This is a genomic window from Altererythrobacter chaiwopuensis (genome assembly GCF_054957735.1).
Map to the genome: position 1 here is coordinate 1111257 of NZ_JBTXJF010000001.1, position 12467 is coordinate 1123723.

Below are 12467 nucleotides of genomic sequence, written 5' to 3' on the forward strand. Positions count from 1 at the left end.
CAAAGAGCTCCTCTCGCACGCTCGCGTGTGTGAACAGCTTATCCTAGAATTTGTAGCCAAACTCCACCCCGAAGCGCCGCAACATCCCCGGAGAAATGAACGATCCGCCAAATTCGATCGCCGGGATCGCCTCGGCAATGTATTTTTCGTTGGTGAGATTGTCGGCAAAGGCCGTGACCGACCAGCTGCCGGTTTCCAGCCCGATACGCGTGTTGAGCACGCCGAAAGTATCGCGCCGGGTAAGCGAGTAATCCGCATCGCCCACGAATGAAGGCAGGGCCAGCGCCGATCCCGGAAGCAGCCCGCTGAACAGCGTGGGCGAGGTGTTGTTCTGCATGGTGTGGAACCAGGTCGGCCCGGTGATGCGGTAATCGGCCCGGGCAACGAAATCGAGCGTGTCGGTTACCGGCAGGTCAAGCTGGGTGCCCAGGTTGAGGGTGTAGTCCGCGGTATAGGGCGACTTGTTGCCGACCGTGACCGGCCGAGAGGCATTCTCCTTGATCTCGCTCTCCGTCACATTGGCTGAACCGAACACGCTCCAGCCCGGCATGATCTCGGCAGACAGGTTGAGCTCGGCGCCATAGATCTCGACCTCGTCGATATTCGACACCACGCGCAGCAGGCCGAAGCCGCCAACGAAGAATTCGAAGAACTGCATGTCGTCGATCTTGGTATAGTAACCTGCAAGATCGAATGTCACCGCGCCGCCCAGAAGGTCGCCCTTCATACCCGCTTCGAAGGCGCTCGATTTCTCTTTGCGGAACTGGTCCTCGATCAGCACGTCCGTGCCGATGAACTGGTTGAAGGCCTGGTCAACGATCGCGGCCGAGCCCTGATTGTTGAACCCGCCCGATTTGAAGCCGATGCCCCAGTTGGCGTAGAGATTGACGTCATCCGAAAGCTCGTAGCGCAGCGAGATCTTGGGCTGGAGCTGCTTGAAGCTCTTCGACTGGTCGGGGATCGGCCCGAAGGCCTGGCCCGGATTGATCGGGCCGCCGGTAAAGGGATCGGTGGCATTGGGCACGAGGTTGCGCACCTTGCGGTCCTCGATGTCATAGCGCGCTGCCAGCCCGAGTTCGAAGCGTTCGCTCACCTCGAAATCTGCCGAGCCGAACACGGCATAGACATCGGTCGAGAAATCATCGTGGTAGAGCTGGGTGGTGGGATTGGCAGAACCAGCCGGATTGAACAGTTCCGTACTGGCGCCATTGCCCAGGTCTGCGCCCAGGCTGACCCCAACTTCCCGGTCGATATGGAGGTAGTAACCACCCACCTGCCAGTCGACCATGCTATCGCCGTTCGAGGCGAGCCTCACTTCGGCGCTGAAATCGCTCTGGTTGCGAACCTGTAGCTGGGTGCCGTCACAGGTTGTGGGACCGAAGGGGCCGAAGGTCGACCCGTTGACGGGATCGAAGATGAAGGGCACCGGCGTCGCCCCGATGAAACCCGGCGGGTTGACCGGGAAGCCGGTCAGCGAGGCGGTGCTGGCAAAGCAGGCATTCGAAGCGTCGACCGAATCCTGCGTCGCCCCTGGGAAGGTGAAGCGCGCAAAATCTGCCGAAGTGCCATCGGCGGTCAGCAATTGTTCGACATCGCTATAAAGCGCCCAGGCCGTCAGCGTGACGCTGTCGAATTCGTGCTCGATCTTGGCCGATGCCTCGAAGGTCTGCTGGGTATTGGTGGGGCGAATGTTGGAATAGAAATTGAACGGGTGCTCGTTGACGTCCTCGAAAAAGGCACCGCCGAAATTGGGCAGCGCAAAGGCCGCGTTGTAATTGATCGATGCGCCCTTGAGATCGGCATAGCGCGCCTTGACATCAAGCTCCGTCGACGGACCCAGTTCGGCCACGAAGCGCCCGTCGACCGACCACACTTCCTGGTCATCGACTGTATTCGAATCCAGCAGCACGTTGCGATAGAAGCCGTCGGTGGTCGAATAACTGCCCGACAGGACCAGCCCGGCCCCCTCGCCCACCGGCGTCGAAACATAGGCCGAGGCCTTGTAGGTCTCGTCCTCTGCGGCGCTCACCTTGATGCCGCCTTCCAGGAAGCCAGCCGGCTTGAGCGTCTGTATCACGATCGCGCCAGCTGCAGCATTGCGGCCGTAAAGCGCGCCCTGCGGGCCTTTGAGGATTTCAATCTGGCGCAGCGTGCCCTGATCCTGGTTGAGCTGTGCAGTGTTGGTCTTGAGAATGCCGTCCACCACCAGCGCGACCGAGCTTTCCGCGTCGCGGGCGCCATTGATGCCGCGAATGTTGATCTGGGTATCGCCCGCTTCCGCAGTGCCGGTGACAATCGTCACGCCGGGCGTCAGCTGGACGAATTCCTCAGCCCGGTCGATCCCGGTCTTCTCCAGCGTATCTGCGGTGAACACGGTGATCGCGCTCGGAACCTCGGCCAGCGTTTCGGACTGGCGCCGCGCGGTCACGATAATGGCGTTGCTGCCGGTAGCGTCTTCCGCAACTGCTTCGCTGCCGACATCCTGCGCCAATGCGGGGTTGGCCATAATGATCGCGCCAAACGCCGCGCCGCACGCAAGGGTGTACTTGAAGGTGGTCATCTGTCGTATCTCCCCTGAACCTTTAGCCGGTACGGGATTTTTCCCGGACTTGCCGGCTGCAGGCAAACGCTACCCAATTAATTGACGCAATATTGTATACAATTTATCCTGGTCAAGCTTAATGTGCAAGAACGGGGGGAAGGCCGTGGTGTGTGGCAAAATGGTCGCGATGGCAGCTTGCGGGGGAGCGTTTGTGCACCTTTCAGCTGCTTCTCTGTGCTTTTCAGTATCCTTTGTGTCCTTTTCAGTCCCCTTCGGGCGCACAGCAGCCTAGGGTTCCGGGATGAGCCGCGCCTCCGACCTCGCCTATGACAAGATCCGCGCCCACCTGCTCAGCGGCGCGGTCAAGCCGGGCGCACAGCTGACCGAGGACCAGCTGACGCAGATCACCGGCGTCAGCCGCACGCCGGTGCGCGAGGCGGTGCGGCGGCTGGAGAGCGAGATGCTGCTGGTGCGCAGCGAATCGAAGCGCATCTTCGTGGCCGACTGGAGCCGCGACGACATCGACGAGATGTTCACCTTGAGGCAGATGCTCGAGGGCCATGCCGCCGAGCGCGCGGCGCGCCGCCTTTCAGGCGAGCAGATCGACCGACTCGAGCAAGTCAACCAGCAGCTGCACCTGGCGGTGACGATGGAGCCGCCCGACGTAGTGCGCTTTCTCGATGCCAACCGCAGCTTCCACGAGATCATCACCGAAGCAGCGCATTCGCCGCGCCTGGCGCAGGTGCTGGCCATGCTGGTCGAGCAGCCGGTGGTACTGCGCACCGCGCGCAGCTATTCGGTGGAAGATCTGAGGCAGTCGGCGCGCGACCATGACGAACTGATCGCCGCCTTCCGCGCGCGCGATCCGGGCTGGGCCCGCGCGGTCATGGGCAGCCATCTGCGCCGCGCCTTTCACACCTTTGCGAATGCGGCCGAGGCGGCGGAGTAGAGCGGCTGCGCCGGGTTAGATAATCCCGCGTTCTTCCAGCTCGGCGCGCTTGCGCGAATCCATCCCCAGCAGCCCGCCGTAGATTTCCTCGTTATGCTGGCCCAGCTCCGGCCCGACCCATTCGACATGGCCGGGCGTTTCCGACAGCTTGGGCGCGACATTCTGCATCTTGAAGTTATCATATTTGGGATGCGGCATTTCGATGATCGCCTCGCGCGCGGCGAAATGCGGATCAGCCAGCATCTCGGGCGCGCGGTAGATATTGCCCGCCGGCACGCCGTGCTCTTCGCACAGGTCGAGCACCTGCTGGCTGGTGCGCTGCCTGGTCCATTCGCCGATCAGCGCGTCGAGCTCGGCCTGCCGTTCGCCGCGGGCGACGTGCGAATTGTAGCGCGGATCATCGCCCAGTTCGGGCACGCTCATCATCGCCGCCATGCGCTTCCACACGCTGTCCTGGTTCCCCGCCACCAGCACGCTGCCATCGCTGGTGGGATAGACGTTGGAGGGCGCGATCTTGGGCAGGATCGAGCCGGTGCGTTCGCGGATATGGCCGGTCACCGTATATTCGGGCACGGTCGATTCCATCATCGCCAGCACCGCTTCATAGATCGCCGAATCGACCACCTGCCCCTGCCCCGTCTTGTGCCGGTGGTTGAGCGCCATCAGCGCGCCGAGGCAGGCATAGGTCGCGGCGAGCGAATCGCCGATCGAGATACCGGCCCGGCTTGGCGGGCGGTCCGGCTCACCCGCGATGTATCGCATGCCGCCCATCGCCTCGCCGATCCCGCCATAGCCAGCGCGCGGGGAATAGGGGCCGCTCTGGCCATAGCCCGAAACGCGGATCATGATCAGCGCCTGGTTGATCGCGTGCAGATCGTCCCACCCCAGGTTCCAGCGCTCGAGCGTGCCGGGACGGAAATTCTCGAGCAGGAAATCGGCCCTGGCGGCGAGCTGGCGGACAATCTCCTGCCCTTCCTTCTCGCGCAGATTGAGGGTGATCGATTTCTTGTTGCGCGCGACGACCGAGAACCACAGCGGGATACCCTGCCCCCAGTTGCGCATCGCATCGCCCACCTTGGGCGGCTCGATCTTGATCACTTCGGCACCGTGATCGGCCATCAGCTGGCCGCAGAATGGCCCCGCGATCAGCTGGCCCATTTCGATCAGCCGCAGTCCCGAAAGCGCTCCCTCGGCCATGTCACCCCTTTCGCATCGTCAAAATTCCAGCGCCACACAGCTATTTACTCAAGGCGCACCCTAAAGGCACACAAAGGGTACAGAGAGCGACACAAGCGGCGCTCAAGCGGACCCGAACGTGACCGGGCCTATACAAGCGCCATTTGCATTTGTATACAATTTGCGTATCACGCGCCCAGCCGTTTTTTGCCAGCGAGACTATTCCCATGGCTGCCCAAAGCATCGAACTCGTCGAAGTCGGCCCGCGCGACGGGCTGCAGAACGAACCCGAGATCATCCCCAGCGCAGTCAAGCTGGCGATGATCGGGCGGATGCTCGACTATGGCGCGCGGCGGCTGGAGGTGGCGAGCTTCGTCCACCCGCAGCGCGTGCCGCAGATGACCGATGCGGAAGACGTGATCGCCGGCCTGCCCAATCGCAAAGATGCGACCTATATCGGCCTGGTACTCAACAAGCGCGGGGTGATGCGCGCGCTGGCAACGCGCGAGGGCGGAGCCCGCGGCATCGACCAGATCGGCTGCGTGATCGTGGCCAGCGACACATTCGGGCAGAAGAACCAGGGCCAGACCATCGCACAGGGCATCGCCGAGAACCGCGCCATGATCCGCTTCGCCCGCGAACAGGGGATGCGCGCGCAGGTAACGATCAGCGCCGCCTTTGGCTGCCCGTTCGAGGGCGAGGTGCAGCCTGAAACCGTGCTCGCCATTGCCGAGGAAATGGCCGCCGAAGGGCCGGAGGAAATCGCGCTGGCGGATACCATCGGCGTGGGCGTTCCGGCGCAGGTGGGGGATTTGTTCGGGCGCCTGGGTGAACTGCTTGGCGGCAGGATCCCGATGCGCGCGCATTTCCACGATACGCGCGGCACCGGCATCGCCAATGCCTGGGCAGCGTATCAGGCGGGCGTGCGCATATTCGACGCATCGCTTGGCGGGCTGGGCGGCTGCCCCTTTGCCCCCAAGGCGACGGGGAATATTGCCACAGAGGATCTGGTTTACATGATGGAGCGTTCGGGCATCGACACGGGTATCGAGCTCGAGGCAGCCATCGCCGCCAACCATTGGTTCGCCGAAAGACTGGGCCGGGCCTTGCCATCCTTGGTCGCACGAGCGGCCTGACCGAATATAGCCACGGAGAGACTATGACTTACAGGCCCGATAAGTACAGATTGGGCGTCGATGTGGGGGGGACCTTCACCGACCTGCTGCTGTTCGACGAGCAAAGCGGAAAATTCTGGCGCCACAAGACGCCCTCAACCCCGCATGACAGCTCGGAAGGGATACTCAACGGGGTGAAGGCGATCACCGCCGAAGCGGGCGTTTCGGCCAGCGACATCTCCTATTTCCTCCACGGCACTACGGTGGCGACCAATGCCGTGCTTGAAGGCAAGGGCGCCAAGGTCGGGCTCATCACCACCGAGGGTTACCGCGACATCATGCAGATCGCGCGCAGCTTCGTGCCCGGCGGCCTTGCTGCATGGATCGTGTGGCCCAAGCCGCAGCCGCTCGCGCATCTGGAAGATACGGTTGAAGTGCCGGGGCGGATGGATGCCGATGGCCGGGAAGTGCGCCCGCTTGATGAAAAGGCGGTGCGTGCCGCGCTGCGCAAGCTCAAGGGGCAAGGGATCGAAGCACTCACCGTCAGCCTGATCAACGCCTATGTCAACGGCGCGCATGAAAAGCGCATCGGCGAGATCGCGGCAGAGGAACTGCCCGGCATTCCCGTGTCGCTGAGCCACGAAGTGCTGCCCGAGATGCAGGAATACGAACGTACGCTGTCGACCGTTGCCAACGCCGCGGTGCGCCCGGTGGTGAGCAAATATGTCTCCAACCTGCGCAGCAAGCTGGAGGACGAAGGGCTCAAGGGCAAGCTCTCGCTGCTGCGCTCGGACGGCGGGCTGATGAGCAGCCAGAAGGCCGAGGAGCACCCGGTCAACATATTGATGTCCGGCCCCGCAGGCGGGGTTACCGGCGCGCTGTGGGTGGCGAAGAATGCCGGCTTCACCAACATTCTCACGCTCGACGTCGGCGGCACCTCGACCGATGTCGCGCTGATCGAAGGGCTTGAGCCGCGCCGGGTCCGTTCGACCGAGGTTGGCCATCTGTCGGTGCGCGCGTCCTCGCTCGACGTGAAGACCGTGGGCGCGGGTGGCGGTTCGATCGCGCATGTGCCCCAGCTGACCGGGGCGCTGCGGGTTGGCCCCGAAAGCGCGGGCGCGGTGCCCGGCCCAGTCGCCTATGGCAAGGGCGGCGAACTGCCGACGGTGACCGACGCCAATGTCGTGCTGGGCTATTTGCCCGAAGACCTGCTGGGCGGCAGTTTCAAGCTTGACCGCGAAGGCGCGAAAAAGGCGGTACAGACGATTGCCGATGCGTTGGGTGTCACCTTGATGGAGGCGGCGCGCGGGATCATCGATATCGTCAACGAGAACATGTTCGGCGCGCTCAGGATGATCAGCGTGCAGCAAGGATATGACCCGCGCGAATTCGCGCTGATGGGCTTTGGCGGGGCAGGTCCGCTGCATGTCAATGCGGTGGCGCGGCTGATGGGCAGCTGGCCTGCGATCTCGCCCGTTTCGCCGGGCGTGCTGTGCGCGCTGGGTGATGCAACCACGCGGATGCGCACTGAAACCGCGCGCAGCTTCAACCGCCTGGCAAAGGATATCGGCATTGCCGATCTCGAAGCCGTGCTTGATGAAATGGCGGCGCAGACCCGCAGTGAGCTGCTGGCTGACGGGGTGCCGGAAAAGCAGGTTACCACGCAGTTCGAAGTCGATATCCGCTATACCGGGCAGGCCTTCGAAGTGCCGCTGACGATCGACAAGGCGGTGCTCGAGAAAGACGGGATCGAAGGTATATTGGCGCGCTTCGACGAGGAGCATTTGCGGCTGTTCACCTTCAACATGGATACACCGCATGAAATCGTGAACCTGCGCGCGGTGGCGCTGGGCCAGGCGCCGGCGCTTCCCGCCGCCGAGCTGGAAAAGGGCGACGGCGACCCAGCGGCCGCCAAGATCCGCGACCATGTGCTGTGGATGGACGGGCGCGAGCAGGCCGCAGCGATCTATGACCGCAGTCGGCTGCGCCAAGGCGATGTGATTCCCGGCCCCGCGATCATCACCGAAATGGATTCGACCACGCTGGTCGAAAGCGGCTGCGTGGCCAGGGTCGATGCAGTCGGCAATATTCTCATCAATCCGGTGTCGGAATGACGCCCGTCTTTTCCCTTTCACGTCACCCCGGCGCAGGCCGGGGTCCAGCGCGGAACCACCTTCGCCGCATCTGGATTCCGGCCTTCGCCGGAATGACGAATTAGAGATTTCAGGAGCAAGCGATGCCGGCACAAATCATCGAAACCAACCCCACGCCCTTCGAGAAGGTCAGGATCGACCCGGTCACGCTCGACATCATCGAGAACGCGCTGCGCAATGCCCGCATCGAGATGGACGCCACGCTGGTGCGCACCGCAATGAGCCCCGGCATCCGCGAACAGGGTGACGCCTTCCCGCTAATCGCGGACCCCAAGGGCAAGATGATCGTCGGCCAGTTCGGCAGCTTCATCGGCGGCTTCCTCAAGGGCTATGACGATACGCTGGAGGATGGCGACATGATCTTCCTCAGCGACCCATATTCCTGCGAAGGCGCGATTAGCCATTCGAACGACTGGCTGGTGCTGCTGCCGGTGTTCAAGGACGGGCGGCTGATCGCCTATACCGCCATGTTCGGCCACCAGAGCGACATCGGCGGCTCGGTGCCCGGATCGATGCCGATCGGCGCCAGCTCGATCTTCGAGGAAGGGGTGCGCATCCCGCCGGTGAAGATCTGGAAAAAGGGCGAATACAATGCCGATCTGATGAAGCTGGTGATGCACCAGACGCGCAAGCCCGACTGGTGCCAGGCCGATCTGAACGCGCTGATCGCATCGTGCCGGGTCGCCGCGCGCCGCGTGATCGAAATGGCCGATCGCTTCGGCGACGATGTCTATTACTCGGCGACGCAGGAACTGCTCGACCGCAATTATCGCGCAATGAAGGCGCTGATCGGCATGGCAGTGGCCGAGGAGCCGGTGAGCTTCGAGGATTACATCTGCGACGATGGCAAGGGCTTTGGCCCCTACCGGATCAGATGCACCATGTGGCGCGAGGGCGACAAGGTGGTGCTCGATTTCGACGGCACCGACCCGCAATCCGCCGCCTCGATCAATTTCTATCTCAACGAGAACATGTTCAAGATGTTCTTCGGTATCTACATGATCATGGTGTTCGATCCGCAGATCCTGTTCAATGACGGGTTCTACGATCTGATCGAAGTGCGCATCCCGGAGGGATCGCTGCTGAAGCCGAAATTCCCTGCCGCGCTTTCGGGCCGCACTCATGCGCTGGGCCGTATCTTCGACATTCTGGGGGGATTGCTGGGCCAGGGCACGCCCGAATTCCTCAATGCGGCAGGCTTCAGTTCAAGCCCGCACCTGTTCTATTCCGGCTGGGACGCGCGAGACGACAAGCCGCCCGAATGGTTCCAACTGTTCCAGATCGGCTTTGGCGGCATTCCCGGCCGGCCGCTGGGCGACGGGCCGGACGGACATTCGCTGTGGCCCGGCTTCACCAATGTCCCCAACGAATTCCTCGAGCGTTATTTCCCGCTGCGGATCGAACGCTACTCGACCGAGCCCGACAGCGGCGGCGCGGGGCTGCACCGCGGCGGCAATGGCATCCACATGACCTACCGCTTTTTGGCCGATGGCGAGATCGCGGTGCATGATGACCGCTGGTTCGTCCCGCCATGGGGCGTCAACGGCGGGCATCCCGGCACGCGCGCGAAGAAAGTGCTCGAACGCGCCGACGGCACCACCGAAATCATCGGCAACAAGGTGGAGGATGTGCCGGTCAAGGCCGGCGACCTGCTGCATTATATCACCTGGGGCGGCGGCGGCTGGGGTGATCCGCTTGAGCGCGATCCGGAGCTGGTCGGTCTGGAAATTCGCCAGGGCCTGGTCACACCGGAAGGCGCGCGCCCCTATGGCGTGGTGGCTGATGAAAACGGCACGGTCGATAGTGCGGCGACGGACAAGCTGCGCACCGCAATCCGCGCCGGGCGCGGCGAACTGCCGCTGTTCGATTATGGACCCGGAATCGACAAGTTGCGCGAATCCTGCGAAGCGGAAACCGGCCTGCCCGCGCCGATACAGCCGGTGTGGGCGGGAGCCGCCTGAGGTTGCACTGCCGGAACTTATGCGGTTGCCGTCGCTTGATAAGGCTATGGATTGGCGCAATTTGCTGCAACGACGGGAGCAGGCATGGGCGAGAACGAGATCATCGAGGAAGCGCAAGCTCCGCCTGATTCGCTGACATCGCCGCAGATCTATATCGAAGTCGCGCGCGAGGGGATCGAGGAGATGGGGCGCCCCTCGGCCTCGCTGTTCTGGTCGGCAGTGGCGGCGGGCTTTCTGCTGTCCTTCTCGCTGTTGCTCAAGGCGGTGCTCCATGCCGAAACCAAGGGTATGGCGGCGGGCCATGCGATCGACAGCCTGGGCTATACCGTGGGCTTCGTGCTGGTGATTTTCTGCCGCCTGCAACTCTTTACAGAGAACACCATTACCCCGGTGCTGCCAACGATTGCCTCGCCATCGGCCAGGAATGTCGGCAATCTGTCACGCGTGTGGGCGATCAGCCTGGCGGCCAATTTGATCGGCACCGCCACTATGGCGCTGATGTTCGCCAAGACGCCCATGGTGACGCCCGAAACGCTCGCCGCCATGCTCGAAATCAGCCATAAGGTGGCCGATCTCAGCGTCACCGAAAGCTTTGTGAAAGGGCTGCCATCGGGCCTGCTGATTGCCGCGCTGGTGTGGATGCGGCCGAGTTCGGGCAACAGCTTCCTGGGCATGGTCTTGCTGGTCACCTATGTTATTGCCGTGGGCGATTTCACCCATGTCGTGGTCGGATCGTGCGAGATATTCCTGCTGGCATGGATCGGCGAGGGTGCGATCGGCGAAATGGTGCTGAACAATATCCTGCCTACGCTGATCGGCAATGTCATGGGCGGCACGGTGCTGTTCGCGCTGATCGCCTGGGCACAGATCCGGCGCGAACTGAAGGCCACCGTCAACCGCCTGCACGACGAGGCGGATGCCAGCCGCACCCGGATGTAGGGCAAAAGCGACACGGGAGAACATATGACCACGACATACCTGCGCGCGCAGATCAGCCGCTTCGGCGGCCCCGAAGTGATCGAATGGGCGGAAGGCGATTTGCCGGTGCCGGCACCGGGTGAAGTGCTGATCGAACACAGCGCTGTCGGGCTCAACTTCATCGACACCTATCACCGCAGCGGCCTCTATCCAGTGGAATTGCCAAGCGGGCTGGGGCTGGAAGCCGCAGGGCGCATCATTGCGCTCGGTGCGGGCGTGACAGGCCATGCCATGGGCGACCGCGTCGCCTATATGGGGCCGGGCCTTGGTGCCTATGCCACCCACCGGGCGATGCCCGCCGATGCGCTGTTCAAGCTGCCCGGCAATGTCAGCGATGAACTGGCCGCAGCTGCGCTTGTCAAGGCTGCCACGGTCGAGGCGCTGGTCGAACGCTGCGCCGACCTTGAGGCCGGCGACACGGTGCTGGTCCACGCCGCCGCGGGCGGGGTTGGCCTGATCATGGTGCAATGGCTCAAGGCAATCGGGGTCAAGGTGATCGGCACGGTTTCTTCCGATGCCAAGGCCGCCACCGTGCGTGAGGCCGGCTGCGATCACGTGATCCGCTATGACCGTGAGGATATCGCCCCGCGCGTGCGGGAACTGACCGCCGGGGCCGGCGTGCCGGTGGTGTTCGACGGGGTGGGCAAGGTCACTTTCATGCCCTCGCTCGACAGCCTTTGCCCGCGCGGCCTGCTGGTAAGTTTCGGCAATGCCTCGGGCCCGGTCGAAGGCGTCAATTTGGGCCTGCTGGCGCAGAAGGGCTCGCTATTCGTGACCCGCCCGACGATTTTCCACTATTACGCCACGCCCGAAGACCGCACGCTAGGCATCACCCGTGTGTGGGACATGCTGGGATCGGGGCAGGTCAAGGTCACCATCGGCCAGACCTATGCCCTGAAGGATGCAGCCCAGGCGCAGATTGACCTGGAAGCGAGACGCACGACCGGTTCGACCGTGCTGGTTCCCTGAGTGCCCGACAAGCGGAAAGAGCCACGCCGGGCTTGCCCTTTGCCGGAACACAGCGATAATAGCCGCGCAATGGGCCGCATTTTCACCATCCTGCTTGCTGCATTTTCGCTCGGCTGGGCTTCGCCTGTGCTGGCCGAGGTCAAGCTCAGCTTCCACAGCTTCAATGGCTCGGTGCTGGTGGGGCGTTATCCGCATGCCTTCATCGTGATGGAGGGCACGCTGGAGGAGACCGGCAAGAAGGTGAGCGAGAATTACGGCTTCACCGCCAAGAAGGTGTCCACCGCGATCCTCAACGGCCCGGTCGAACACGATGTGATGGTGGAAGAGCCGAAATATATCGCCAGGACCAACCGCCATTTCACTGTGACGATAAGCGACGAGCAATATCGCGAAATTGCCGCGCTGGTGAAGGCATGGCGAGATGCACCGGGCAAGTATTACGACCTCGAAAAGCGCAATTGCATCCATTTCGTGGGCGAGATTGCCAGGATCGCCGGGATCAAGGTGACCTATCCCCAGGACATGCTACGCCGGCCAAAAAAGTGGCTCAACTACATCACTTCGCTCAATCCCAGGCTACGCGCCGCACTGATCGACTGACACTGGCGGCGAACGCCAACTGTT

9 protein-coding genes are annotated in these 12467 nt (G+C 62.9%); 7 read left to right on the forward strand and 2 right to left on the reverse strand.

Annotation, left to right across the window (positions count from 1 at the left end; all coding sequences use genetic code 11):
* Window positions 1-43: 43 nt before the first annotated feature.
* Window positions 44-2560, reverse strand: a complete 2517-nt coding sequence (locus ACX3VQ_RS05435; RefSeq protein WP_462579912.1) for a TonB-dependent receptor — start codon at window positions 2558-2560, stop codon at window positions 44-46.
* A gap of 283 nt (window positions 2561-2843) precedes the next feature.
* On the opposite strand from ACX3VQ_RS05435, the gene ACX3VQ_RS05440 reads away from it, so the two are divergent.
* A complete protein-coding gene (locus tag ACX3VQ_RS05440) occupies window positions 2844-3491 on the forward strand; it encodes a GntR family transcriptional regulator (RefSeq protein WP_462579913.1) in 648 nt (215 codons plus the stop codon).
* A 15-nt stretch (window positions 3492-3506) separates the two neighbouring features.
* Here ACX3VQ_RS05440 and ACX3VQ_RS05445 read toward each other — a convergent pair whose 3' ends face one another.
* A complete protein-coding gene (locus tag ACX3VQ_RS05445; RefSeq protein WP_462571112.1) occupies window positions 3507-4688 on the reverse strand; it encodes a CaiB/BaiF CoA transferase family protein in 1182 nt (393 codons plus the stop codon).
* Window positions 4689-4894: 206 nt separating this feature from the next.
* Between ACX3VQ_RS05445 and ACX3VQ_RS05450 the strand changes: the two genes are divergently transcribed.
* From ACX3VQ_RS05450 to ACX3VQ_RS05475, 6 genes are all read left to right on the forward strand, one after another.
* Entirely contained in the window at window positions 4895-5803 is a 909-nt protein-coding gene (locus tag ACX3VQ_RS05450) for a hydroxymethylglutaryl-CoA lyase (protein ID WP_462579914.1), read from the forward strand.
* A gap of 23 nt (window positions 5804-5826) precedes the next feature.
* On the forward strand, window positions 5827-7896 hold the full coding sequence (locus ACX3VQ_RS05455; protein WP_462579915.1) for a hydantoinase/oxoprolinase family protein: 2070 nt from the start codon (window positions 5827-5829) through the stop codon (window positions 7894-7896).
* A gap of 122 nt (window positions 7897-8018) precedes the next feature.
* Entirely contained in the window at window positions 8019-9896 is a 1878-nt protein-coding gene (locus tag ACX3VQ_RS05460) for a hydantoinase B/oxoprolinase family protein (RefSeq protein ID WP_462579916.1), read from the forward strand.
* 84 nt (window positions 9897-9980) lie between these two features.
* Window positions 9981-10835, forward strand: coding sequence for a formate/nitrite transporter family protein (locus tag ACX3VQ_RS05465; protein ID WP_462579917.1), 855 nt, complete (start codon window positions 9981-9983; stop codon window positions 10833-10835).
* Window positions 10836-10859: 24 nt separating this feature from the next.
* Window positions 10860-11843: a quinone oxidoreductase family protein gene (locus ACX3VQ_RS05470; protein ID WP_462579918.1), complete on the forward strand. Its 984-nt coding sequence runs from the start codon at window positions 10860-10862 to the stop codon at window positions 11841-11843.
* A 69-nt stretch (window positions 11844-11912) separates the two neighbouring features.
* Window positions 11913-12443, forward strand: a complete 531-nt coding sequence (locus tag ACX3VQ_RS05475) for a hypothetical protein (RefSeq protein WP_462579919.1) — start codon at window positions 11913-11915, stop codon at window positions 12441-12443.
* Window positions 12444-12467: the final 24 nt, after the last annotated feature.

Excerpts from the sequence above, each read along its gene's own strand:
- ACX3VQ_RS05435 (WP_462579912.1), bottom strand. The coding sequence starts at position 2,560 with ATGACCACCTTCAAGTACACCCTTGCGTGCGGCGCGGCGTTTGGCGCG.
- ACX3VQ_RS05460 (WP_462579916.1), top strand. The coding sequence starts at position 8,019 with ATGCCGGCACAAATCATCGAAACCAACCCCACGCCCTTCGAGAAGGTC.
- ACX3VQ_RS05450 (WP_462579914.1), top strand. The coding sequence starts at position 4,895 with ATGGCTGCCCAAAGCATCGAACTCGTCGAAGTCGGCCCGCGCGACGGG.
- ACX3VQ_RS05465 (WP_462579917.1), top strand. The coding sequence starts at position 9,981 with ATGGGCGAGAACGAGATCATCGAGGAAGCGCAAGCTCCGCCTGATTCG.
- ACX3VQ_RS05470 (WP_462579918.1), top strand. The coding sequence starts at position 10,860 with ATGACCACGACATACCTGCGCGCGCAGATCAGCCGCTTCGGCGGCCCC.
- ACX3VQ_RS05455 (WP_462579915.1), top strand. The coding sequence starts at position 5,827 with ATGACTTACAGGCCCGATAAGTACAGATTGGGCGTCGATGTGGGGGGG.
- ACX3VQ_RS05440 (WP_462579913.1), top strand. The coding sequence starts at position 2,844 with ATGAGCCGCGCCTCCGACCTCGCCTATGACAAGATCCGCGCCCACCTG.
- ACX3VQ_RS05475 (WP_462579919.1), top strand. The coding sequence starts at position 11,913 with ATGGGCCGCATTTTCACCATCCTGCTTGCTGCATTTTCGCTCGGCTGG.
- ACX3VQ_RS05445 (WP_462571112.1), bottom strand. The coding sequence starts at position 4,688 with ATGGCCGAGGGAGCGCTTTCGGGACTGCGGCTGATCGAAATGGGCCAG.